We start from the raw sequence: 22507 nt of genomic DNA, 5'->3' as shown, positions 1-22507 counted from the left end.
CATCGATCCACGGCCGAACTCGAAGCCGACATCGCGGCCTTCATCAAGGCGCACAATGAAAACCCCAAACCCTACAAGTGGGTCAAATCCGCAGATGAGATCCTCGCCTCCGTCAAACGCTTCTGCCAAAAAACAATGAGCCGAACTTCAGATTCAGGTGACTAGGGAATATAGTCCTTATTGTGTGTCTTGTGTTAGAGAATTTCGGAAATGAGCGGTAAGGAGAACCGGTAGTGAAGCTGGTGATACTGGGTTTGATGGCATTGTTGGTGCCGGTGGAGGCTCCTGCGCAGTCAGCAGGCATTACACCTGAAGAGCGAGCTCAAGCCGAAGCGAGCATTCAGAGGGCGGGTCAATACCTGGCGCAGACCATGCGCGACCCATCATCAGCATCGTTCAGAAACGTTTTTCTCTACAAGCGCGTCAACGCCAAGCCGGGAATGCAAGTGACCGTATGCGGGGAAGTGAATGCACGGAACGGTTACGGCGGCCTGACCGGCTATCAGATGTTCATGATAAGCGGTGAGCGGGTGTATGTTGGCACCTCACTCGGCTTCCAGGTTTCTTACCTTTGTCAGAACAACAACCCGGCCATCGACACTCACGACTATTCGTCAGAGCTTCGCGCATCATTCGACGCGGCGCTAATTGGCGCCGCTGGTAAATAGCGCTGACGTTGAGACCACAGCCCTTACACTGTTCTTACATAGGTGCGCGGAAGCGCTGCGGGAACGTAGCTCGTGCCACGTAAATAGTTGTATTTTCTATCAGAAAATGGTGGACGCACTAGGGCTCGAACCTAGGACCCGCTGATTAAGAGTCAGCTGCTCTACCAACTGAGCTATGCGTCCACTGCCGTTTTCAGGCGTGCCCGGCAGCGAGGGGGAGATCTCTTTGCTGCGAAGCGAGCGGCCCGCTATCACGGCAATTCGCTCATGGCAATGGCTTTCGCCGATATTTTTCGCTCATCGACCTGCAATTCTCAGACGAGGCGCGAGAGTGTGGTGCGAAGGAGGCGTGAGCAGCTTGTAGCGGCGCCGTGGCGCCGTGGCGGGCGAGATAAGAAAGAGCGGCTCTTTTCACGGCATGAGGACGAGCGGGATGTCCGCTGTCAACGGTTGGCAGGCTTTCGGAGTGCTGGACTTTGCGCTGTCGGTTTCGTCAGCAGCCGCCGGCTGCGCTGAGGAAGGCGTGGGCGTACTTCCAAATGGGATTCGGGCTCTTTTACGTCATCCCCCGTCGAAGCTGAGCAGGTGGACCCGTCATGACGAACTCTTAGACATGGCTGTGAGCGGAAGGCGAGAAGTTTGATCCAGCGCAAATTTCATGGCTTCCGATCCTGCTATGGTCGGGACAAGGGCCGGGAGTGACTCGTGCTCAATGGAGGACAACGATGTTCTGTCCCGAGTGCGGCGAGGTTATCGGATCCGGACCACTGGACGTGCGTCGCGCGCGCTATGTCCGCAACGGCGGCAAAGTGAAAGCGCTCGGTCGATGGGTTCGCGCCATCGTTCGCCGTGTGCGGACCCGAAAGCGCTGAATATGCGCCGCGTCGTATAGCAGGCTGACGAGTACTTCAAAATATGGGGCTGATGGGCGAATATCGCAACCTCTGGTGGACGCTGATCGCAATCCTGACCGTCACTTTTGCTATCCTCGGTGTTTCGGGGGGCGAGGTGTATCGCAAGGCGCCGCCGATCCCCGCGCAGACTGTCACCGCTTCGGGCGAAGTGCTGATGACCAGGGACGACATCATGGCCGGGCAAGCCGCGTGGCAAAGCACCGGCGGGGTGCAGCTCGGCTCGATCTGGGGGCATGGCGCCTATCAGGCGCCCGACTGGTCGGCTGAATGGCTATACCGCGAATTGACGGCCTGGCTGGCCCTCGCGGCCGCGGCGACTTATGGCACGGCGTTTGACGATTTCGGCGTCGAACAGAAGGCGGCGCTGACCCATATGCTGGGCGCCGGCGTCTTCGGCTTCATGATCAACACGCCGGTTGCGCTCTTCTATCTCCAGGGGCTCAACACCGCCGCGGTCCATGCGCATGCGGCGTTGTTCGGGGTCTATGGCTTCCTGGCCCTCGGCTTCACGCTATTGGTGCTGCGCTATATCCGGCCCGAGATCAGCTTCAACGCGCGGCTGATGCGGGCGGGCTTCTGGCGGCTCAACGCCGGGCTGGCGCTGATGATCTTTACCAGCCTGCTGCCAGTGGGACTGTTTCAGTTCGAGGCGAGCGTGACGACCGGCATGCGGTATGCGCGCAGCGATAAATTCCTCCAGCAGGGCTTCCTCGAATCGCTGCGCTGGTTCCGCACCTTCGGCGATGTGGTGTTCATCCTCGGCGCGATCGCGGTCGCGTGGCAGGTGGTGATCCTCGGCCTGTGGCGCAAGGAAGCGCGGTGATAAGCATGGTGACGATGGACGCCAAGACAAAGGACGCCGCCGCAGCATCGCCCTTATGGCTGCGCGGCGGCTATCGCGTGCTGTTTGGATGCGGCGCGCTGTGGGCTGTCATCGTCGTGATCCTGTGGGTCGGCGCTCTGGGCGGGGGCTGGAGGCTGCCGATCGCGATGGATCCGCTGGCCTGGCACCAACACGAGATGCTGTTCGGCTATCTCGGCGCGATCATCGGCGGCTTCGTCAGCGCTGCTATGCCCAATTGGACCGCGCGGCCGACGGTGACAGGCTGGCGGGTGGCTGCGGTCGCCGGGCTATGGCTGGCAGCGCGGCTGGCTATTCTTTTCTCGGCGACGGTACCGCCGCTGGTCGGGGCGACGCTAGACACCGCCTATCTCCTGATTCTCCTCGCTTATGCTGCGCGCGAAATCTTCGCGTCGGGCAACCATAACAAGCCGATCCTGATCATTCTCCTCCTCGTTACGGCCGCCTGCGCGCTCGATCATGCCGCGATGATGGGCGCGCTCGCGGATCCGGCGCTCGGCATGCGTCTGGGCTTTGCCCTGATCCTGCTCTTGATCGCGCTCGTCGGCGGGCGCATTACGCCTGCCTTCACGCGCAACTGGCTGGTGCGGCAGGGAGACAGCGAGCGGCTACCGGTCCTGCCAAACCGGTTCGACATGGCGGTGATCGGCGTGACCGCGATTGCACTCGCGGCCTGGGTGGCCGCCCCCTTCCATTCTATTGCTGCAGGTCTGCTGATCGTGGGAGGCATTCTTCAGGTCGTTCGACTGGCACGCTGGGCGGGGCTCAAGGCGCTTAGTGATTCGCTCGTCTTCGTCCTTCACCTCTCTTACGCCTGGCTCCCGGCTGGCCTGATTCTTCTCGGTTGCGCGATGCTGTATCCGATATTGCCCATATCGAGCGCGGTGCATGCGCTGGGCGCGGGCGCGATGGGGGCGATGACGCTCGCGGTGATGACGCGCGCGACGCGCGGCCACACCGGACGTCCCCTCGAAGCCGATCGCGCCACCGTCTTCATCTATATGCTGGTCCATTCGGGCGCGCTGCTGCGCGTGGCCGCGCCGCTGTTGCCGTTCGATTATATGTGGATCATCGGCGCTGCAGGGTGCTTGTGGGCGGCCGCCTTCCTGCTGTTCCTGCTCGTCTATGTACCAATGGCGATGCGCCCAGCACCCAATGAATGCCTTAAATGACCGAAACTTCCTTCAATCCATCATCTCTTTCCACCGGCGCCGCGACGGGCTATGGCGAACCCGTGACCGATTGTGCAACCTGCGTCGTCCGGAACCGGGCGATCTGCGCAAGCCTTGATGCCGAAGAACTGGCGTTGCTCGGCAGGCTGGGACGCCGCCAGCGCGTAAAAGCGGGTCATACCCTCTTATGGGAGGGCGACGACGCACTGGTCGTTGCTAATGTTCTTGAAGGCGTATTGAAGCTCGTCGTTGCGAGTGCAGACGGGCGTGAGCAGATTGTGGGCGTCGTCTTTCCCTCCGACTTCATCGGGCGGCCCTTCGGGAAGGAAAGCCCCTACAGCGTCACCGCTATGACCGATGCCGAGGTTTGCATCTTCAATCGCAAGAGCTTTGACGATTTTGCAAGCGCGCATCCCGACCTGCAGCACAAACTGCTGCGCCGCACCCTCGACGAGCTCGACCGGGCGCGCCACTGGATGATGCTCCTCGGCCGCAAATCCGCGGAAGAGAAAGTGGCATCCTTTCTCCTCGAAATGTCCGAGCGCTTATCGGGGCAAGGGTGCAACTCGGGCGCGCGCAGCGGGTTCGAGCTACCCTTCGGCCGCCAGCAGATCGCCGACATATTGGGCCTGACGATCGAGACGACGAGCCGTCAACTCACCAGGATGCGCGCCGAAGGTCTGCTGGACTTGCCGTCGCGGCGCGAGATTGTGATCAACGACCGGGCGGCGATGGAGGCGCTCGCGGGCTGAGCGGCTCGGCGCGCAGCGCTCCCATGCCGAACAGGCGTGGGATACAAATTGACTGCGCCCGTAGGTTGGGCGCATCTCTCCCCGGGCTTGGACAATTCGTCCCATTGACGCACTGCAACATTTTTTGTTGATTCAGGTCAATGTTCCGGGCCGCACAGGCGGTCATGGGCCTTGGATGCGCGCGGCCTATGGAGCCGCTGAACGGGGATTCGCAATGATAGACGAACTGGTTTTCAAGGCGGGGGGCTGGCTGGCGCTTGCCCTTCTGGCGCTCGTGTTTGCGGCGCTGGCCGTCGACACGCCCTTTGCGGTGCACATGGTCATTGTCGCGATCACTTGTCTGATCCTGCTGTGGAGCCTTGTCTCGCGCGCCGATTACGGGGCAATGGCGCGGGGGCTGCTCAAAATGCCGCCCGACGAGGGCGTTTACGATGACGATCCGGTCCGCTGGGGCGTCCTTGCGACCGTCTTCTGGGGTGTCGCCGGGTTGGCGGTTGGACTCTATATCGCGCTGCAACTCGCATTCCCCGCGCTCAACCTGGGGCTCGAATATACGAGTTTCGGCCGGCTTCGTCCGCTCCACACATCGGCTGTCATCTTTGCGTTTGGCGGCAACGCGTTGATCGCAACGAGCTTCTACGTCGTCCAGCGCACCTGCCGCGCCCGGCTCGCTTTTCCCGCGGCCGCTCGCTTCGTTTTCTGGGGCTATCAGCTCTTCCTCGTGCTTGCTGCGACCGGTTATGTCATGGGTGTCACGGCGGCGCGCGAATATGCCGAACCCGAATGGTATGTCGACCTTTGGCTGACGATTGTGTGGGTGGTCTATTTCGTGGTTTTCGTCGGCACGATCGTGAAGCGCCGCGAGCCGCATATCTATGTGGCGAACTGGTTCTACCTGAGCTTCATCGTGACGATCGCGATGCTCCACATCGTCAACAATCTTGCCGTGCCGGCCACGATTTTCGGATCAAAGAGCTATTCAGCCTTCGCGGGGGTGCAGGATGCGCTGACGCAGTGGTGGTACGGGCATAATGCGGTCGCCTTCTTCCTGACCGTACCCTTCCTCGCGATGATGTATTATTTTGTGCCGAAGCAGGCCGAGCGGCCGATCTACAGCTATCGCCTGTCGATCATCCACTTCTGGTCGCTGATCTTCCTCTATATCTGGGCGGGGCCGCACCACCTCCACTATACCGCGCTGCCCGATTGGGCGCAGACGCTGGGGATGGTCTTCTCGGTTGTGCTGTGGATGCCGAGCTGGGGCGGTATGATCAACGGTCTGATGACGCTCAATGGCGCGTGGGACAAGATCCGCACCGACCCGATCATCCGCATGATGGTCGTAGCGCTCGCCTTTTACGGCATGGCGACATTTGAGGGCCCGATGCTCTCGGTCAAGGCGTTCAACAGCCTCAGCCACTATACCGAATGGACGATCGCGCACGTTCACGCCGGCGCGCTCGGCTGGAACGGCATGATCACCTTTGCCGCGGTCTATTATCTGGTGCCGCGCCTTTGGGGACGGCCGCGCCTTTATTCGCTGCGCATGGTCAATTGGCACTTCTGGCTCGCGACGCTCGGGATCGTATTTTACGCCGCATCGATGTGGGTGGCGGGCATCATGCAGGGCCTGATGTGGCGCGAATATGGCGCGGACGGATACCTCGTTTACAGCTTTGCTGAAAGCGTCGCGGCAATGCACCCCATGTATCTGATTCGCGCTGCGGGCGGGGCGATGTATCTCGCCGGCTTCCTGCTCCTCGTCTTCAATGTCTGGGCAACGCTCGCGGGCAAGGTCCGTGAAGAAAAGCCGATGACCGAAACCCCCTACAACGCCGCCGCGGATCGTCCGCTGGCGCCCGTTCCCGCCGAATAAGGAGCCAAGGCCAATGGCGAGCGAAACCGCCGAAAAGCGCTTCAGCCACAAGAAGCTTGAACGCAATGTGAGCCTGCTCGGCTTCTTTTCTCTGATCGCCGTTGCGATCGGTGGCATCGTCGAGATCGCGCCCCTGTTCTGGATCGACAACACGATCGAGAAGGTCGAGGGGATGCGGCCCTACACGCCGCTCGAACTCGCCGGTCGCAACATCTATATCCGCGAGGGCTGTTACACCTGTCACAGCCAGATGATCCGTCCATTTCGTGATGAGGTCGAACGTTACGGCCACTATAGCCTGGCCGCGGAAAGCATGTACGACCACCCGTTCCAATGGGGGTCGAAGCGCACGGGTCCTGACCTGGCGCGCGTCGGCGGCCGCTATTCAGACGAATGGCACAAGGCGCATCTCATCGACCCGCGCAGCGTCGTGCCCGAATCGATCATGCCCCCTTATGCCTTTCTCGCGGAACGTGATCTCGATGCTGGTGACATGGCGCGTGACCTCACCGCACTCTACCGGGTCGGTGTTCCCTACACGAAAACGGACATTGCGCGGGCGAACGAGGATCTGCGGGCGCAGGCCGACCCCAATGCGGGGGCGGGGGACCTCGTCAAACGCTATCCCAAGGCGCAGGTGCGCGACTTTGACGGCGATCCCGCCCGGGTTACGGAGATGGACGCACTGATTGCCTATCTCCAGATGCTCGGGACTCTCGTGGACGTTGAAAAGGCGGCCCCGCAGGAGCAGGCGCATGCACCCGCCGCGGCTTCGGGAGCGGCGCGATGACTTACGATGAAGTCCGGCATTTTGCCGACAGCTGGGGGCTCATCGTGATGGTGGCCATGTTCCTCCTGTTCATCGCATGGCCGTTTCGAAAGGGCGCCCGCCGTCACCATGACGAAGCTGCAAACATGATCTTCAAGGAAGACGACAATGGCCGATCATAAGCGCATCGACGAAGTGACGGGGACGAGCACGTCCGGTCACGAATGGGACGGCATCGAGGAACTCGATACGCCGATGCCGCGCTGGTGGCTCTGGTCGCTTTATGCGACGATCGTCTGGGGCATCGCATATGTTATCCTCTATCCGGCCTGGCCGATGGTCCACGGCGCGACCGAGGGTGTGCTCGGGTGGACGAGCCGCGGGCAGCTTGAGGCGGAGATGCGGGCCGACGCGCAGCGCCGCGCCCCGGTCGTGAACGCGATAGCAGCCACTCAGATCGCGGACCTTCCCGCGAAGCCCGAACTGATGCAAGCCGCGGTACAGGGCGGAGCGGCCGCTTTCCGGGTTCATTGTATTCAGTGCCACGGCGCCGGGGGCGCAGGGGTCCAGAATCTTTACCCGAGCCTGACCGATGATGACTGGCTGTGGGGCGGCGATCTTGCGACCATCGAATATACGATCACTCACGGGATCCGGAATCCCGACCATGAGGCAACGCGTACCAGCCTGATGCCCGCCTTCGGGCGTGACGGCATCCTTGATGCAGGGCAGATCGCCGATGTCGTAAGCCGTGTCCGCGTCATCAGCGGCCAGGAGAAAGAAAGCGCCTCCTCGGTGCGCGGCGCTGCTGTCTTCGAGGCGAACTGCGCTGTCTGTCACGGCGCAAGCGGCGAGGGCGGGCGCGATTTCGGGGCTCCGAAGCTGACCGACGCGATCTGGCTTTATGGGGGGGATCGCGCCAGTATCACCGCGACCGTGAACCAGCCGCGCAACGGCGTAATGCCGCGCTGGAACAGTCGGCTCGATCCGGTTACGATCAAGATGCTCGCCGCCTATGTCTATTCGCTGGGCGGCGGCGAAAAAGCGCCCGCGCCAAACCCGGCTGCGGCCGCGGAAGGACAGGGAGCCGATGGCCAGCCCTGACGACCTCACCGGCGAGCCCCTGTCGCTCTATGCCGCACGCAAGGGCGTCTACCCCAAGAAGGTGGACGGCCCTTTCCGGCGCTTCAAATGGGCGATCATGGCGGTCACGCTGGCGATCTATTACGGAACGCCGTGGATTCGCTGGGACCGCGGCCCGCACGCGCCCGACCAGGCGGTGCTCGTCGATCTCGCCAACCGGCGCTTCTACATGTTCCAGATCGAAATCTGGCCGCATGAATTCTATTATGTCGCTGGCCTTCTCATCATGGCGGGGGTCGGCCTGTTTCTCGTCACCAGCGCGGTCGGACGCGCCTGGTGCGGTTATGCCTGTCCGCAGACGGTGTGGACCGACCTCTTCCAGCACGTCGACCGGCTGATCGACGGCGACCGCAATGCGCAGATCCGTCTCGCCAACGGTCCCTGGACGGCCGAGAAGATCGCCAAGCGGACGGTCAAATATGCGATCTACCTGACGGTTGCTTTCTGGACCGGCGGCGCGTGGATCATGTATTTCGCCGACGCTCCGACCTTGACGCGCGACTTCTGGTCGGGGGAAGCTGCGCCGGTGGCCTATGTGACCGTGGCCGTGCTGACCGCGACAACCTTTATCCTCGGCGGCTTCCTGCGTGAGCAAGTCTGCATATACATGTGTCCCTGGCCGCGCATCCAGACCGCGATGATGGACGAAAAATCCTTGCTCGTTACCTACAAGGACTGGCGGGGCGAGCCGCGCGGAAGCGTCAAGAAGGCCGAGAAAAACCCGGACGCCTTCGGCGACTGCATCGATTGCAACCAGTGCGTTGCGGTTTGCCCGACAGGCATCGACATTCGCGAGGGGCCGCAGATCGGCTGCATCACCTGTGCGCTGTGCATCGACGCGTGCGACAGCGTGATGGCCCAGGTGGGCAGGCCGCGCGGGCTCATCGACTATTGCACGCTTGACGACGCCGCGACCGAAAAAGCGGGCGGAACGGCGCCCCCGATCCGCAAGACGCTTTTCCGTCCGCGCACCCTCATCTATTTCGGTCTCTGGGGTGCGATCGGGCTCGCCATGCTCTTTACCCTCGGCCAGCGCACCCGGCTCGATCTTGCCGTCCAGCACGGGCGCAGTCCGCTCTATGTTCAGCTCTCCGACGGTGCGATCCGCAACAATTACACGCTGAAGCTGCGCAATATGGAGCTTCGGCCGCGCACGGTGGAAATCAGCGTCTCCGGTTTGCCGGGGGCGCGGCTGTGGATTGACGGCGGCTCGCGCGAGACGGCGCGGCAGAGCCTCCACATGCCCCTTGCAGCCGATAGTGTGACAAGCGCCCGGTTGTTCGTCGTCGCGCCGGGCGCAGGTCCAAAGCGTCAGGATTTCACCATTGCAGTGCGCGCGCTCGACGAGGATCCGCGGGGCGACAGCGAGACCATCCAGTTCGACCGTCCGGGAGGCCAATCATGAAAGGAACGCCTGAGCGAAAGCCCTTCACCGGGCGTCATGCCGCGCTCATCCTTGCCGCATTCTTCGGCATCGTGATTGGCGTCAACATGGTCATGGCGAGCTTTGCGCTGTCGACGTTCGGCGGCACTGTCGTCGACAACAGCTATGTCGCGAGCCAGCGATATAACGAATGGCTGGCGCGTGCAGAGGCGCAGGATCGGCTTGGCTGGGAGAAGAGCGTTGCGGTCGATAAAAGCCGCCACGTCAGGCTCACGATCCTCGAGAAGGCCGCGCCGCTTCAAGGGATAAGCGTCACAGCGACGCTTCGCCATCCGCTCGGCCAGGCGCCTGCCCGAACGATGGACTTTGCAACCCAGGCCGATGGCTCGCTGCGCTCGCTCGAGCCGTTGCCCGCCGGCCGCTGGCAGATCGACATCGCGGTGCACCGCGGCGCTGACGAAGCGCGATACCGGGTCGACCTCAAATGACCAAATTCGCCACGCTGCTGATCGAGCGCGATTTTGCGGTGCCTGACATCCGCTGCGCGGGCTGCATCGCGAAGCTTGAGCAGGGTCTTGTGCGCGATCGGCGGATCGCGGCGGCGCGGGTCAATTTTACCGAAAAGCGTGTGCATATCTCCTGCACTCCCGATGCGGATACGCCCGAGCTCATTGGTGCTTTCTCGCTGCTCGGGTTTGAGGCGCATCCGATCGGGGACGGCCCGGCGGACGTCGATGGCGGAGCGTCTGACAGCCGCGCCTTGCTGCGGGCGGTTGCGGTGTCGGGCTTCGCGATGATGAACATCATGCTCTTGTCGGTGTCGGTCTGGTCCGGCGCGAGCGGCGCGACGCGTGACCTTTTCCACTGGCTTTCTGCCGCGATAGCCTTGCCGACGGTGGCCTACGCTGGAAAGAGCTTCTTCCGCTCGGCCTGGCGCGCGGTGCGCCGCGGACACACGAACATGGATGTGCCGATCAGTATCGGGGTGCTGATCGCAACCGCGCTCAGCCTCTATGAAACCGCGACCCACGGCCCGCATGCCTATTTCGATGGCGTGGTGATGCTGCTGTTTTTCCTGCTGTGCGGGCGCTGGCTCGACAGCGTCATGCGCGACCGCGCGCGTGGCGGCGTCACGGCCCTGCTTCGCAACATGGGCACCGGTGCGATGGTCGTCGAGAAGGATGAGACGAGCCGCTGGGTGGACGCGACCGCGCTTGAGAGCGGAATGGTGATGCTGATTGCAGCGGGCGAACGGTTGCCCGCCGATGGCATCATGATCAGCGGGACCAGCCAGCTCGATCTATCGCTTCTGACAGGCGAAAGCGCGCCGCAGGCGGTCGGACCCGGCGATTCGGTTCACGCAGGAACGCTCAATATCGAGGCGCCGATCCGGGTACGCGTGAGCGCGACTGGCGGCGATACGGCGATCGCCGATATCGCCCGGCTGATGGGCGAGGCGGCGCAGGGCAAGTCTCGCTACGTCCGTATTGCCGACCGCGCGGCTCGCTATTATGCGCCCGCGGTCCATACGCTCGCCTTGCTCGCCTTCGCCGCTTGGATGATCGCGGGCGCAGGCTGGCATCACAGCCTCTTGATCGCGGTTGCGGTGCTCATCATTACATGCCCCTGTGCGCTCGGCCTCGCGGTGCCCGCGGCGCAGATCGTCGCTGCCGGCACGCTAATGCGCATCGGGGTGCTCGTGAAGGACGGCTCGGCGCTCGAGCGGCTGGCCGAGGTTGATCGCGCGATGATTGACAAGACGGGAACCTTGACGCTGGGACGCCCCGTCGCCGCCAATCTCGATGAAGCCGATCCGAGGGCTCGCGCGTTGCTCCTCGCCCTGGCGCGTGCGAGCCGCCATCCGCTCAGCGAGGCCCTGACCCGCGATCTCGCCGCGTCGGAGATGACGCCGACGCCGGTCGAGGCGGTCAAGGAAACGCCCGGCTTCGGCGTTGAAGCTCTGTGGGAGGGGCGAAAGGTGACGCTGGCACGGCCCGCACAGCCGCTCGGCGGGAGCGACCTTGCAACCGAGCTTGCGGTCGACGACGTGCCGGTGATCACCATCCGCTTCGCCGATGCCCTTCGCCCTGATGCCCTCGAGGCGATCGCCGGCTTGCGTGAGGCGGGCGTCGAACCCAGCATCCTGTCGGGCGACCGCGCGGCCGCGGTCGCGCCGGTGGCGCGTGCGCTGGGCCTCACCGCACAAACGGGGATGAGCCCCCAGGAGAAGCTCACCGCGATCGCGCGGCAGACAGCGGCGGGACACAAGGTGCTCATGATCGGCGACGGCCTCAATGACGGCCCCGCGCTCGCCGCGGGTCACGCCTCGATCGCGCCGGGTTCGGCAAGCGATGCCGGCAAGAATGCCGCGGACTGCATTTTCCTTGGCGACCGGCTGATGCCCGCTCTCAAGGCTGTCCGCGTCGCGCGGCGGACCAAGGCGATTGTCCGGCAGAATTTCGCGCTCGCAATCGGCTATAATATCATCGCGGTACCGCTTGCCTTCCTTGGCTATGTAACCCCGCTGGTTGCGGCCATCGCCATGTCGGGATCTTCGCTGATCGTCGTCGGCAATGCGCTGCGGCTGAAGGGAGCAGCGCGATGAACGGCCTTCTCGTCCTGATCCCGGTTGCCCTTGGACTTGGTCTCATCGGCCTTGCGGCTTTTTTCTGGTCGTTGCGCGGGGGGCAGTTTGACGATCTTGATGGCGCGGCGCTGCGCATCTTCGTTGAGGATGAGGAGGATGCGCCATGATCGTGCGCCGCCTTGCCTTGATGCTGGGTGCAGCGGCACTGATGCAGCCTCCGGTCGCAGCCGAAGCTTTGGTTTTGACCCTCCCGGCGTGCGGTGGTCCGTTGCACCGGATGATCGTGCCTGGAGATCCGGGGGATCCCAAGCAACGCCGGGACTGCGCGAAGGCCTGTCACGCGTTCAGCGAGCGCCGCGGCAAGGGTTCGCGCGTCAAGGATTGTTGCTGAATTTTACTCCGTTGATCCCGGTCAATGTCGCACGGAGCCCGCTCGCATAACGTGCGTCCATGTGGTCCTATCACCCCGATCTGCTCGCAAAGCCGGTGCCGCGCTATACCAGCTACCCCACCGCGATGGAGTTCACCGAAGACGTCGGCGCCGAGGATTATGCGCGCGCGCTTGCCGCGGTCGAGCCGGCGACCCCTGTTTCCCTTTATGTTCATATTCCCTTTTGCGAGAGCATCTGCTGGTATTGTGGCTGCAACACGGGGGCGGCCAGCCGCAAGCAGCGGCTCGATGATTATCTGACCGCGCTGAGGGCTGAAATCTCGCTCGTCGCGAAGCGGCTGGGAGGGCGCGGGCGCATCCGCCGCATAGCCTTTGGTGGCGGCAGCCCGAACGCGATCGCGCCGGTGGAACTCGTCCGCCTGCTCGACCTCCTCCTCACTGTCTTCGACGCCTACAGTCCCGACATCTCGATAGAGCTTGATCCGCGCGGCTTCTCGCCCGAATGGGCGTTGGTCCTCGCGGCGGCACAGGTCACGCGCGTCAGTCTCGGCGTTCAGACCTTTGCGCCGCACGTCCAGCAGGCGATCGGGCGGATTCAGCCGCTCTCGCACATCGAGCGCGTCGTTGCCGCGCTTCGCCTGCGGGGCATTGAGGCGATAAATTTCGATCTGATGTACGGGCTTCCGGGACAGGAGCTCGCCGATGTCGACGCGACGATCGACGAAGCGCTGGCACTTGCGCCCAGCCGCATCGCCTTCTTCGGCTATGCGCATCTTCCCCAGATGATCGCGCGCCAGCGGCGCATCGACGCCAGCCGCTTGCCCGGTCCTGAGCTGCGCTTTGAACAGTCGCGGCTGGGTTATCAACGTCTCACCGCCGCTGGCTATATCCCCATCGGTTTCGATCATTTTGCGCGGCCCGGCGATCCGCTCGCGGTGGCAGCGGGCGAGGGACGCGTGAACCGGAATTTTCAGGGATTCACCGAGGATGATGCGCCGGTCCTGCTCGGTTTTGGCGCGAGCGCGATCGGCAAATTCCCCGACCTGATCGTCCAGAACGAAAAGAATTCGGGCCCTTATCGCGACCTGATCGGCGCCGAAAGGCTCGCGGCAACGAAAGGCGTTCGGGTCGATGCCTCGGAACAGCGGCGCGCGGAGCATATCCGCGATCTCTTGTGCAAAGGGCGCGCCCGGCTGGACGCGGCCGCCATCGCCCCGGCACAAAGCGCCCTGTCCGATTTCGAGCAGCGCGGGATCATCGCATGGGAAGGCGACACGCTCGTGATCCGCGATTGCGGCCTACCTTATGCAAGGCATGTTGCTGCGCAGTTCGATCGCATCCGGGGTGAGATCGCGGCAGTCTGAAATTCCGGTTGAGAACCGCTCCCGGCAGGTCCGGGCGGTAAATCCCTGCTCAGTAAAGGCGCCGGCTGCGGGTCTTGCTGTCGCTTTCGACCGCAAGGATGATGCCGACACAGGTCATGATCGTGAGCATTGACGACCCGCCGTAGGAAAAGAGCGGTAGCGGGATACCGACCACCGGTGCAAGACCCATGACCATCATGAGGTTGATCGCGAGGTAGAAGAAGATCGTCATGGTGAGACCGGCGGCCGTGAGCTGACCGAAGCGCGTCCGTGCATGGAGCGCGACGCGGGTCGACCATCGCAGCAGGAGGAAGAAGGCGAAGAGCAGCGCGACGCCTCCGATGAGCCCCCATTCCTCGGCCATGGTCGCAAAGATGAAATCGGTATGCCCCTCGGGAAGATAGTCGAGATGGCTTTGCGATCCATTGAGAAAGCCCTTGCCGCCGATGCCGCCTGATCCGATCGCAATCTTCGATTGGCTGATATGATAGCCGGCGCCCAATGGATCGCTTTCCGGATCGAGGAAGATGAGGACGCGCTTTTGCTGATAGTCGTGGAGGAAGGAAAAGAGAATGGGGAGCGACGCCGCGCCCGCGAGCGCGGCGCTGCCGAACCACCACAAGGGCAGGCCGGCAAGGAACATGACGACGACACCGCTTGCGCAGATGGCGAGGGCCGTGCCAAGATCAGGTTGCAGCATCACCAGCGCGGCCGGAATCCCGATCATTACGAGCGCGGGCCAAAGCGCGGTGAGGGTGCGCGTGTTGCCGGGCGGCAGCTGGGTATAGAAATGCGCGAGCGCGAGGACGATCGCAACCTTCATCAGCTCGGACGGCTGAAGGTTGAGAAAGCCGAGGTTGAGCCATCGCTGGCTCCCGCCCCCGACAAATCCCAGAAGCTCAACGGCGACAAGGAGGATCGCGACGCCGATATAACCAATGTAGGCGAAATCCTCATAAAGACGCAGTGGGAGGCGTCCAAGGATCAAAGCGCCGATGAGAAAGATGACAAACCGCACGCCCTGCTGCCATGCCCAGGGCGACAGGCTGCCTCCCGCAGCGGAATAGAGGACGAGCAGGCCAAAACCCGTGATCGCGCTGAGGAGGGCAATCAGCTTCCAGGGGATGCGCTGGACGGCGGGCGGAACGGGAATCATCGCGGCACTCCCGGTTCTGGGTCGCTCGCGGCACCTGCTTTCCAGGCGGCGTAATCGCGGTCCATTCGCTCCTTGATCGTGCCGCCCCAGCCCCCCTCGAATTCTTCGAGCGCTTTCATCGCCTTGTCGCGATCGAAGAGGAAGGTGAAAATATCCTTCGCGACCGGGGCCGCCGCCCGCGAGCCGCCCATGCCATGTTCGATGACCACCGACATGGCGTAGCGCGGATTGTCATAAGGGGCAAAACCGATGAAGAGGCCGTGGTCGCGATATTTCCAGTCTCCGCCCTTGCCACTTCCGCCCGAGAGGCCACGCACCTGCGCCGTGCCCGTCTTTCCCGCCATCTGGATGTCGTCGAACGGCAGACGGCTGCGCCCGGCGGTGCCGGCGCCATTGACGACCCGCCACATTCCTCGCCGCGCGACTTCAAGCTGCTCTGCGGTGAAAGGGAGGGCGTGATGCTCGAAGTGACGATTGATCAGGCGCGGATAAAGGGTTTGCCCCGAGGCGATGCGCGCGGTCATGACCGCCAGCTGGAGCGGATTTGCCAGAACATAACCCTGGCCGATGATGGCGTTGAGCGAGTCGGAGGCTGACCATTCGCGGCCATATTTGCGCAGCTTCCACGCGCTGTCGGGTATCGTCCCATAGCGCTGGTTACTGCCGGCAAGCTTATATTCTTCACCGAGCCCCAATAGCCTCGCTGCAGGCGCGATCGCGTCATAGCCGAGGCGGTGGCCGAGCCAGTAGAAATAGCTGTTGCAGCTTTTTTCTATCGCGGTTTGCATGTCGATCGTGCCGTGGGTGCCAAGGCAGCGAAAGAAGCGGCTGCCCAGCCGGTAGCCGCCGATACAGGTGTGCCTTTCACCCGGATCTACGCCATGCTGCATTGCCGCGAGCGCAGCCATAGGCTTCAGCGTTGATCCCGGCGGGTAGAGGCCGCGGGTCGCCTTGTTGATCAATGGCTGATGATCATTAGCGCGCAGCCAGGCATATTCTGAATTGCTGATCCCATCGGAAAAGCTGTTCGGATCGAAACTTGGCATCGCGATGAACGCGAGAATATCGCCGCTCAGGCAGTCAATCACGATCGCCGCGCCCGATTCGCGGCCCATCCGGCGTGCGGCATATTCCTGCAGGTCCGCATCGATCGTGAGGTGCACCGTTTTGCCCTGCACATCGGGCTTGGTATTGAGATCGCGAACGATCTTCCCGCGCGCCGTGACCTCGACCCGCCGGGCTCCGGGCTTGCCCTTCAGCATCGGCTCGAAATATTTCTCAAGTCCGTCCTTGCCGATCTTGAAGCCTGGAGTGATGTAGAGCGGGTCCTTGGCTTTCTCATATTCCTCGGCGTTCGGCGCGCCGACATATCCGATCAGATGGCCGACGGCCGCGCCGGTTGGATAGTTGCGTGCGAAGCCTCGCGCCGGCGCGATGCCCGGTAGATCGGGGAGGCGGACGAGGACGGAGGCATAATCCGCCTCGCTCACATCCTCCTTCACCGCGACGGGCTGAAATCCCGAGGCGGCCTTGAGGTCGCGTTCGATCCTCTCCATCGTGTCGCCGTCGAGCCGCAGCAAGGTCCGCAGCCGTGCAAGCACCGCATCCTTGTCGTGCAGACGATCGGGAATGATGTCGATGCGCAGCGACACACGATTATTCGCAAGCGCCTTTCCGTGCCGGTCCACAATCCAGCCGCGGCGCGGCGGGACAAGCGTCAGATTGACGCGATTGCTTTCTGATTCAAGAACATAGCGATCATTGTCGACGACAGAAATATAGGCCATCCTCGCCGCGAGCGCGACACCGACAGCCGCCTGCGCGCCGCCAATGACAAGTGCGCGGCGCGTAAATGTAAGGCCTCGCCAGGCTTCGGTAATGGGCGGCTGTCTGCGCTTCATGAGGGGCCAGAATTCGGTTTATCGGCGTTTCAGGCGGAAATTGTCAAACTTGCCGGTCAGGCGAAGAAACAGCGGAACGAGCAGCATCGAGATGACGATCTGGGGCAGGACGAGTCCGAGTATGCGCCCGCTATCAGCATGGGGATGAACGATCAGCGCGGAAAGGGCCTGAACCGCGGCGATGAGGATGGCAGCGATCGCCCAATCGTGGAAGAAACCGCGCCAGTAGATCCGCTGCGAGAGATAATGAATCGTAATGCTGGCAATCGTCCAGAGTCCTATGGCGGTGCCGATTGGCGCGCCGCTGAACAGATCGTTCCAAAGCCCGAGGGGAAGGCCTATCCAGACGGGCCACATCTCGGTCCGCAAGAGCTGCCAGCAGAGAAAGAACAGCAGTCCGAAGGGCGGCAGGACGGGCGAACTTGCAACGAGCGGTAGCATCAGGGGGAGCGCCGATGCGACCATGACGGTTGCGATTGGCACGATCCGCATGCGCCAGAGCGACGCAGGCTCGCCGAGGCGCGGGCCGGTGCGGCTCATGGAGCTGGCACCGCGGCCGGGGCAGGAGCCGCCTCGATATTGTCAGGGGTGTAAGGACGCAGAACCGACACCGCGTCGACCTTGGCCGGATCGGCGAGCGGACGGGCGAGCGCGCCGTCGTCCTGGCGGCGGACGACAATCGCAACAGGGATGTTGGGCGGATAGAGGCCGCCGGTGCCCGAGGTGACCAGGATATCGCCCGGCTTGAACGGATTGTTCGCGATATTGAGCGTTCGCACATCGAGATAGCCGTTGCCGCGCCCCGACGATAGCGCCGGCAGGCCGTCGCGCGCGCGGCGGACGGGGACGATATTTTCGACGTCGGTCAAGAGGAGCACCTGCGAGACCGAGGGACCCGCGCTCAGCACGCGGCCGATCAGTCCGTCGGCGCCACGGACTGGCTGACCTGCAGCGACGCCCACCTTGCGGCCGATACTGAGCAGCGCGATGCGCTTGCTGCTCGTCGAGGTCGACGTGAGGAGATAGCCATGGGCGAGCGCCGCCTTGTCGATCTGTTGGAGTCGCAGCAGCGCTTTGAGTTGACGATTCTCTTCCTGAAGCGAACTGGTCGCGACGAGCTTCCGCCGCGTGTCCGCGAGCTCCTGGCGGAGGCGTCGGTTCTGCGTTCCCGCTTTCACATAGGCCGAGACATTATCGTCGATGCCCGAAATCGAGCCCGTCACCGAGCGGGTGACGCGCGCGACCGGCGCCGCGAGTTCCTGGCTTGCTATGCGCAGCTGGGCGAAACCCACGGGATCGACCACCGAAAGTACTGCCAGCAGCAAGCCGGCGACCGCCCCTGTCACGGCAATGACATAGGCGACGAACAGGCTGTACTGGGCCTTTCGGGATTGCCCCGGACGCCGATGTGCCGGGCGGACCATGGCCTACCGTATCAGGCTTGCTGGAGCACGCCGCGGAAGGCGGGGTCTTCCATTGCGCGGCCCGTGCCGATCGCAACGCAGGTCAGCGGGTCTTCGGCAACGGTGACGGGGAGGCCGGTCGCGTCCCGAAGAAGCTCGTCGAGTTCCCGGATCAGCGCGCCGCCCCCCGTCAGCACTATGCCCTGGTCGACGATGTCGGCGGCGAGTTCAGGCGCGGTATTCTCGAGCGCGATGCGCACGCCCTCGACAATGGTTCCGATCGGTTCCGACAGCGCCTCGGCAATCTGAGCCTGGTTGATCGAGATTTCCTTGGGTACGCCGTTGACGAGGTCGCGGCCCTTGATGTGGATTGTAAGGCCGACGCCGTCCGACGGAATGCGCGCGATGCCGAAATCTTTCTTGATCCGCTCCGCGGTCGCTTCGCCGATCAGAAGATTGTGGTGGCGGCGGACGTAGGAGACGATGGCTTCGTCCATCTTGTCGCCGCCGGCGCGGACCGAGGTTGTGTAGGCGAGGCCGCGCAGCGAGAGTACTGCGACTTCGGTGGTGCCGCCGCCGATATCGACCACCATCGAGCCAATCGGTTCGGTCACCGGCATGTCGGCGCCGATCGCCGCCGCCATCGGCTCTTCGATCAGCCACACCTCGCTCGCGCCGGCATTCGATGCGGCGTCGCGGATCGCGCGCCGCTCGACGCTGGTCGAGCCGGAAGGCACGCAGATTACGATTTCAGGACTGCGGAAAGCGTTGGGTTTGCCGCCGTGGACCTTGGTGATGAAATGTTTGATCATCTGCTCGGCGACGTCAATGTCGGCGATGACGCCGTCGCGCAGCGGGCGGATCGCCTCGATGCTGTCGGGCGTCTTGCCCATCATCAGCTTTGCATCGTCGCCTACGGCCTTCACCCGCTTGATGCCGTTCAGCGTTTCAACTGCGACGACAGAGGGCTCGTTGAGCACGATCCCCTTGCCGCGAACATAGACCACCGTGTTCGCGGTGCCGAGGTCGATTGCCATGTCTTGCGAATTGAATTTGAACCAGCGGGAAAAGAAGGACATCGATACTGCTTCCTGTCAACGAAGCCGCGCCCCGACGGACACGCCCCCTGTCGTGATGTGCATCCGCGTGCCCGGCGGCGACAGGACCAATCAGGAGGAAGTTTCCGGCTCGTCCGCGAGGGGTTGGCTGGACAAAATGATCAGGCTGTGCGGGTGGGTCGCGATTTGCGTTCGACTGCGCTAGGAGAGGCTTCATGTCAATACGCCGCCTGCCGGAAAAGCTCGTAAATCGGATCGCAGCGGGCGAAGTGGTCGAAAGACCTGCTGCTGCGCTCAAGGAACTAGTGGAAAATGCGATTGATGCAGGGGCGAGTCGGATTTCGGCGCGAATCGCCGAAGGCGGAATCGCGCGCATTGAAGTGGAAGATGATGGCTGCGGGATGTCGCCGCCCGACATGGCGCTGGCGCTTGAGCGACATGCCACGTCCAAAATGCCTGACGAAGCGATCGAAGCGGTCACAACGCTCGGATTTCGCGGCGAGGCGCTGCCCTCGATTGCCAGCGTTGCGCGTTTGACACTCGAAAGCCGGGTGGCGGGTGCCGACGGCTGGCGGCGTATCGTCGACAATGGAGCGCTCGCAGGCGAGGGACCGGCACCGCTCGCCAAGGGCACGCGCGTTGTTGTCGAGGATCTGTTCGCGCGGGTTCCGGCTCGCCGCAAATTTCTGCGCAGCGCTCGCAGCGAATACGCCTCCTGTCTCGACGTGGTCCGGCGGCTCGCGATGGCGCGTCCCGACATAGGCCTCACGCTCGAGCATGAAGGACGGCGCATCCTCGATCTGCAAGGCGGGCAGGACCGGCTGGCCCGCGTTGCTGCGCTGACCAGCCGCGAGCTTGCGGCGAACAGTATCGGGGTCGATCTCGATCGAGGCGAGGTACATCTGGGCGGCGTGATCAGCCTGCCCACCTACAATCGCGGCGTTGCCGACCATCAATATCTGTTCGTCAACGGGCGCCCGGTGAAGGACCGGCTGCTCGTGGGGGCGCTGCGCGGCGCCTACGCCGACCTTCTCGCGCGCGACCGGCATCCCGTCGTGGCGCTCTTCTTGGATGTTCCAACGAGCGAGGTCGACGTGAATGTCCACCCGGCGAAAACGGAAGTGCGCTTTCGCGACCCGCAGCTCATTCGCGGAATGATCGTGGGCGGATTGCGCCGGGCGCTCGACGAGCATGGCTTTCGCAGCGTCCAGCGCCCCGCAGAGGCTGTGCTTGCTGCCTGGCGGCAGGAGCCTGTCGCAGCGCAGGCCTCGACGGGTTTCCTGTTCAGTCCCGCCGTCCAGGAGGCGCCTGCCGCGCGGCTCTTCGGTGCCGAGACCGTCCCCTTGCCGGAAGCGACGACAGCGCGTGTCTATGACCGAATGACCCCATTCGCGCCGGCGCCGCTTCAGGGCCGCGCCGAGATTGCCGAAGCGCCGCCGCCTCAGGCGGACGCGCATCCGCTCGGCATCGCGCGCGGACAGATTGCAAGGACCTATATCGTCGCCGAGGCTGAGGATGGTCTCGTCATCGTAGACCAGCATGCCGCGCACGAACGATTGGTGCTCGAGACACTCCGGCGCGGCATGGCAGGACAGGCTGTGCCCTCTCAGGGCCTATTGCTTCCCGAGATCGTCGAGCTTGACGAACCCGCCTGCGACCGGCTCGAAGCTGCGGCGGTGCAGCTCACAGCGCTCGGCGTCGAACTGGAGCGCTTCGGTCCCGCCGCGGTGATGGTCCGCGCGACGCCCGCGATGCTCGGCCCCATCGATTGCCACAAGCTCGTCACCGACATCGCGGATGATCTTGCGGGTTACGATGCCGCGCTCGGCCTTGGCGCGCGGCTCGAACTTGTGGCAGCCACCATGGCGTGCCATGGCTCGGTTCGCGCGGGGCGGACGCTGAGCGTTGCCGAGATGAACGCGCTCCTTCGCCAGATGGAAGTCACACCGCATTCAGGGCAGTGCAACCATGGCCGGCCAACCTGGGTGAAACTGGCAATGGACGATGTCGAGCGGCTGTTTGGAAGGAAGTAGCGACACGCGCTCGACTTAGTCTGTGCGCGCGCGATGAACTGCCCTTCAGCACCGGTGAATAGCATGGGCAGGTCCGTGCGTTCACCTGAGCGCCATCTTGCGCTCCCTAATTTGGACGAAGGGGGCAGGATGGAAGGTCTGTATGATGTTTTCGATGAAGAAATTGGCGCTGACTGCGCTCATCGGCATCAGCGCGGTGGCTGCGCTGCCCGCCGATGCGGAGGCGCGCGATCGGCACCACCGCCATTCCTATCACGACCGTGATCATGATCGATGGGACGGCCGCCACGATTATCGGCGCAAACATTATCGCGACGGGCGCCGCTATTATCAGTCGCGTAACCATTATAGGTGTCGCCGGTCGAACGGCACGACCGGGATGATCGTTGGCGGCGCCGCTGGGGCTCTTCTGGGCCGCGAAGTCGACCGTTATGGTGACCGGACGCCGGGCACGATTGTCGGGGCGGCGGCAGGTGCGCTTCTGGGCCGTGAGATCGACCGCGGCGGACGCTGCCGGTAAATCGGAAAACGCAGGGCGGGCAGGCTCGCCCTGCGTTTATCCGTTTTGGCCTCATGTGCTTTCTGCTTGCTCTCGGCGGGTGTGAAATCTAATGGCTGCAGCGGCTCGGGGAGTAGCGCAGCCCGGTAGCGCGCCTGCTTTGGGAGCAGGATGTCGCAGGTTCGAATCCTGTCTCCCCGACCATTTTCCGCCATTCCTGAGAGGCCGCGATTAGGCGGCTTACGGCCGGTTTACGCACGGCCGCCTCGCGCGGTCGATTCGTCTCCCGCCCCCCCCAATGCAGGAAGGCGCGTGATGGGCGATGCGCCCGACCTTGCCAGGTTGATCGAGCGTCAGGGCCGAATGCTCGAAACGCTTGTCAAACTCGCCGAGAGGCCCGCCTTGGCCCTGACGCCGCAAACAATGGCCGCCGAGATCGCCGAGGCAGGACGAACGGCCGGCAATGCCGACCATGAGCTGCTAGAGCATCGTGCGTTTAATCGGACGCATAGCCGGCGGCTTTGAGGTAATTCCAACATTCTTCGGATGAATAGAGGTCGCAGATATTGCCGAGG

The 22507-nt window shown here is 63.3% G+C and carries 22 protein-coding genes, 2 tRNA genes and 1 pseudogene; 19 read left to right on the top strand and 6 right to left on the bottom strand.

What is annotated here, in order from left to right; translation table 11 throughout:
* Together B5X69_RS21135 and B5X69_RS18215 are read left to right on the top strand one after the other, a co-directional pair.
* A pseudogene (locus B5X69_RS21135) lies at positions 1-165 on the top strand (IS630 family transposase); the annotation flags it as partial.
* Positions 166-233: 68 nt separating this feature from the next.
* Positions 234-668, top strand: a complete 435-nt coding sequence (locus B5X69_RS18215; RefSeq protein ID WP_079639986.1) for a hypothetical protein — start codon at positions 234-236, stop codon at positions 666-668.
* Between the two features lie 107 nt (positions 669-775).
* On the opposite strand, the gene B5X69_RS18210 is transcribed toward B5X69_RS18215, so the two are convergent.
* Positions 776-851: transfer RNA gene (locus tag B5X69_RS18210), tRNA-Lys, on the bottom strand.
* A gap of 741 nt (positions 852-1592) precedes the next feature.
* Between B5X69_RS18210 and B5X69_RS18205 the strand changes: the two genes are divergently transcribed.
* The 13 genes from B5X69_RS18205 to hemN all read left to right on the top strand — a co-directional run bounded on the left by B5X69_RS18205 (position 1593) and on the right by hemN (position 13882).
* Entirely contained in the window at positions 1593-2405 is an 813-nt protein-coding gene (locus B5X69_RS18205) for a cbb3-type cytochrome c oxidase subunit I (RefSeq protein ID WP_079639989.1), read from the top strand.
* Positions 2406-2410: 5 nt separating this feature from the next.
* Complete coding sequence (locus B5X69_RS18200; RefSeq protein WP_245798796.1) at positions 2411-3616, top strand: NnrS family protein; 1206 nt, start codon at positions 2411-2413, stop codon at positions 3614-3616.
* A gap of 62 nt (positions 3617-3678) precedes the next feature.
* Positions 3679-4368 carry a Crp/Fnr family transcriptional regulator gene (locus tag B5X69_RS18195; RefSeq protein ID WP_176141673.1) on the top strand — a complete coding sequence of 230 codons (690 nt, stop codon included), beginning with the start codon at positions 3679-3681 and terminating at the stop codon, positions 4366-4368.
* 217 nt (positions 4369-4585) lie between these two features.
* Positions 4586-6244: a cytochrome-c oxidase, cbb3-type subunit I gene (gene ccoN, locus B5X69_RS18190; protein ID WP_079639988.1), complete on the top strand. Its 1659-nt coding sequence runs from the start codon at positions 4586-4588 to the stop codon at positions 6242-6244.
* Between the two features lie 13 nt (positions 6245-6257).
* Positions 6258-7034, top strand: a complete 777-nt coding sequence (gene ccoO / locus B5X69_RS18185; RefSeq protein ID WP_079639983.1) for a cytochrome-c oxidase, cbb3-type subunit II — start codon at positions 6258-6260, stop codon at positions 7032-7034.
* Positions 7031-7195 (top strand): cbb3-type cytochrome c oxidase subunit 3, encoded by a 165-nt coding sequence (locus B5X69_RS18180; RefSeq protein ID WP_053554515.1) that lies wholly within the window; start codon positions 7031-7033, stop codon positions 7193-7195. The genes ccoO and B5X69_RS18180 overlap by 4 nt, the downstream gene beginning before the upstream one ends.
* Positions 7182-8117, top strand: coding sequence for a cytochrome-c oxidase, cbb3-type subunit III (ccoP, locus tag B5X69_RS18175; RefSeq protein ID WP_079639982.1), 936 nt, complete (start codon positions 7182-7184; stop codon positions 8115-8117). The genes B5X69_RS18180 and ccoP overlap by 14 nt, the downstream gene beginning before the upstream one ends.
* Entirely contained in the window at positions 8104-9561 is a 1458-nt protein-coding gene (gene ccoG / locus B5X69_RS18170; protein ID WP_079639981.1) for a cytochrome c oxidase accessory protein CcoG, read from the top strand. The genes ccoP and ccoG overlap by 14 nt, the downstream gene beginning before the upstream one ends.
* Positions 9558-10028, top strand: coding sequence for a FixH family protein (locus B5X69_RS18165; protein ID WP_079639980.1), 471 nt, complete (start codon positions 9558-9560; stop codon positions 10026-10028). The genes ccoG and B5X69_RS18165 overlap by 4 nt, the downstream gene beginning before the upstream one ends.
* A complete protein-coding gene (locus B5X69_RS18160) occupies positions 10025-12145 on the top strand; it encodes a heavy metal translocating P-type ATPase (RefSeq protein WP_079639979.1) in 2121 nt (706 codons plus the stop codon). Before B5X69_RS18165 ends, B5X69_RS18160 begins: the two co-directional genes overlap by 4 nt.
* Positions 12142-12294: a cbb3-type cytochrome oxidase assembly protein CcoS gene (gene ccoS, locus B5X69_RS18155; RefSeq protein WP_079639978.1), complete on the top strand. Its 153-nt coding sequence runs from the start codon at positions 12142-12144 to the stop codon at positions 12292-12294. The genes B5X69_RS18160 and ccoS overlap by 4 nt, the downstream gene beginning before the upstream one ends.
* On the top strand, positions 12291-12518 hold the full coding sequence (locus B5X69_RS18150; protein ID WP_079639977.1) for a hypothetical protein: 228 nt from the start codon (positions 12291-12293) through the stop codon (positions 12516-12518). The genes ccoS and B5X69_RS18150 overlap by 4 nt, the downstream gene beginning before the upstream one ends.
* A gap of 59 nt (positions 12519-12577) precedes the next feature.
* Positions 12578-13882, top strand: coding sequence for an oxygen-independent coproporphyrinogen III oxidase (hemN, locus tag B5X69_RS18145; RefSeq protein WP_079639976.1), 1305 nt, complete (start codon positions 12578-12580; stop codon positions 13880-13882).
* A gap of 49 nt (positions 13883-13931) precedes the next feature.
* On the opposite strand, the gene rodA is transcribed toward hemN, so the two are convergent.
* The 5 genes from rodA to B5X69_RS18120 are packed head-to-tail and all read right to left on the bottom strand — an operon-like array spanning position 13932 to position 19421.
* Positions 13932-15038, bottom strand: coding sequence for a rod shape-determining protein RodA (gene rodA, locus B5X69_RS18140; RefSeq protein WP_079639975.1), 1107 nt, complete (start codon positions 15036-15038; stop codon positions 13932-13934).
* Positions 15035-16939, bottom strand: a complete 1905-nt coding sequence (gene mrdA / locus B5X69_RS18135; RefSeq protein ID WP_079639974.1) for a penicillin-binding protein 2 — start codon at positions 16937-16939, stop codon at positions 15035-15037. Before mrdA ends, rodA begins: the two co-directional genes overlap by 4 nt.
* Positions 16940-16957: 18 nt before the next feature.
* Positions 16958-17479 (bottom strand): rod shape-determining protein MreD, encoded by a 522-nt coding sequence (locus B5X69_RS18130; RefSeq protein WP_079639973.1) that lies wholly within the window; start codon positions 17477-17479, stop codon positions 16958-16960.
* Positions 17476-18363 (bottom strand): rod shape-determining protein MreC, encoded by an 888-nt coding sequence (mreC, locus tag B5X69_RS18125; RefSeq protein ID WP_079639972.1) that lies wholly within the window; start codon positions 18361-18363, stop codon positions 17476-17478. Before mreC ends, B5X69_RS18130 begins: the two co-directional genes overlap by 4 nt.
* A gap of 11 nt (positions 18364-18374) precedes the next feature.
* Positions 18375-19421 (bottom strand): rod shape-determining protein, encoded by a 1047-nt coding sequence (locus B5X69_RS18120; RefSeq protein WP_053554503.1) that lies wholly within the window; start codon positions 19419-19421, stop codon positions 18375-18377.
* A gap of 194 nt (positions 19422-19615) precedes the next feature.
* On the opposite strand from B5X69_RS18120, the gene mutL reads away from it, so the two are divergent.
* The 4 genes from mutL (at position 19616) to B5X69_RS18100 (ending at position 22457) form a co-directional block, all read left to right on the top strand.
* Entirely contained in the window at positions 19616-21433 is a 1818-nt protein-coding gene (mutL, locus tag B5X69_RS18115) for a DNA mismatch repair endonuclease MutL (protein ID WP_079639971.1), read from the top strand.
* 142 nt (positions 21434-21575) lie between these two features.
* Positions 21576-21953 carry a glycine zipper 2TM domain-containing protein gene (locus tag B5X69_RS18110; RefSeq protein ID WP_425441530.1) on the top strand — a complete coding sequence of 126 codons (378 nt, stop codon included), beginning with the start codon at positions 21576-21578 and terminating at the stop codon, positions 21951-21953.
* Positions 21954-22059: 106 nt separating this feature from the next.
* Positions 22060-22136, top strand: a tRNA-Pro gene (locus B5X69_RS18105).
* A 111-nt stretch (positions 22137-22247) separates the two neighbouring features.
* Positions 22248-22457, top strand: a complete 210-nt coding sequence (locus B5X69_RS18100; RefSeq protein WP_079639970.1) for a hypothetical protein — start codon at positions 22248-22250, stop codon at positions 22455-22457.
* Positions 22458-22507: the final 50 nt, after the last annotated feature.

The sequence above is a fragment of the Sphingopyxis flava genome, assembly GCF_900168005.1.
Classification (GTDB): domain Bacteria; phylum Pseudomonadota; class Alphaproteobacteria; order Sphingomonadales; family Sphingomonadaceae; genus Sphingopyxis; species Sphingopyxis flava.
This window is presented reverse-complemented; position numbering and strand designations above follow the sequence as displayed.

Excerpts from the sequence above, each read along its gene's own strand:
- B5X69_RS18120 (WP_053554503.1), bottom strand. The coding sequence starts at position 19,421 with ATGTCCTTCTTTTCCCGCTGGTTCAAATTCAATTCGCAAGACATGGCA.
- B5X69_RS18130 (WP_079639973.1), bottom strand. The coding sequence starts at position 17,479 with ATGAGCCGCACCGGCCCGCGCCTCGGCGAGCCTGCGTCGCTCTGGCGC.
- ccoG (WP_079639981.1), top strand. The coding sequence starts at position 8,104 with ATGGCCAGCCCTGACGACCTCACCGGCGAGCCCCTGTCGCTCTATGCC.
- B5X69_RS18205 (WP_079639989.1), top strand. The coding sequence starts at position 1,593 with ATGGGCGAATATCGCAACCTCTGGTGGACGCTGATCGCAATCCTGACC.
- B5X69_RS18100 (WP_079639970.1), top strand. The coding sequence starts at position 22,248 with ATGGGCGATGCGCCCGACCTTGCCAGGTTGATCGAGCGTCAGGGCCGA.
- hemN (WP_079639976.1), top strand. The coding sequence starts at position 12,578 with ATGTGGTCCTATCACCCCGATCTGCTCGCAAAGCCGGTGCCGCGCTAT.
- mreC (WP_079639972.1), bottom strand. The coding sequence starts at position 18,363 with ATGGTCCGCCCGGCACATCGGCGTCCGGGGCAATCCCGAAAGGCCCAG.
- B5X69_RS18180 (WP_053554515.1), top strand. The coding sequence starts at position 7,031 with ATGACTTACGATGAAGTCCGGCATTTTGCCGACAGCTGGGGGCTCATC.
- mutL (WP_079639971.1), top strand. The coding sequence starts at position 19,616 with ATGTCAATACGCCGCCTGCCGGAAAAGCTCGTAAATCGGATCGCAGCG.
- B5X69_RS18150 (WP_079639977.1), top strand. The coding sequence starts at position 12,291 with ATGATCGTGCGCCGCCTTGCCTTGATGCTGGGTGCAGCGGCACTGATG.
- ccoP (WP_079639982.1), top strand. The coding sequence starts at position 7,182 with ATGGCCGATCATAAGCGCATCGACGAAGTGACGGGGACGAGCACGTCC.
- B5X69_RS18165 (WP_079639980.1), top strand. The coding sequence starts at position 9,558 with ATGAAAGGAACGCCTGAGCGAAAGCCCTTCACCGGGCGTCATGCCGCG.
- ccoO (WP_079639983.1), top strand. The coding sequence starts at position 6,258 with ATGGCGAGCGAAACCGCCGAAAAGCGCTTCAGCCACAAGAAGCTTGAA.
- rodA (WP_079639975.1), bottom strand. The coding sequence starts at position 15,038 with ATGATTCCCGTTCCGCCCGCCGTCCAGCGCATCCCCTGGAAGCTGATT.
- B5X69_RS18160 (WP_079639979.1), top strand. The coding sequence starts at position 10,025 with ATGACCAAATTCGCCACGCTGCTGATCGAGCGCGATTTTGCGGTGCCT.
- B5X69_RS18200 (WP_245798796.1), top strand. The coding sequence starts at position 2,411 with ATGGTGACGATGGACGCCAAGACAAAGGACGCCGCCGCAGCATCGCCC.
- B5X69_RS18110 (WP_425441530.1), top strand. The coding sequence starts at position 21,576 with ATGATGTTTTCGATGAAGAAATTGGCGCTGACTGCGCTCATCGGCATC.
- mrdA (WP_079639974.1), bottom strand. The coding sequence starts at position 16,939 with ATGAAGCGCAGACAGCCGCCCATTACCGAAGCCTGGCGAGGCCTTACA.
- ccoS (WP_079639978.1), top strand. The coding sequence starts at position 12,142 with ATGAACGGCCTTCTCGTCCTGATCCCGGTTGCCCTTGGACTTGGTCTC.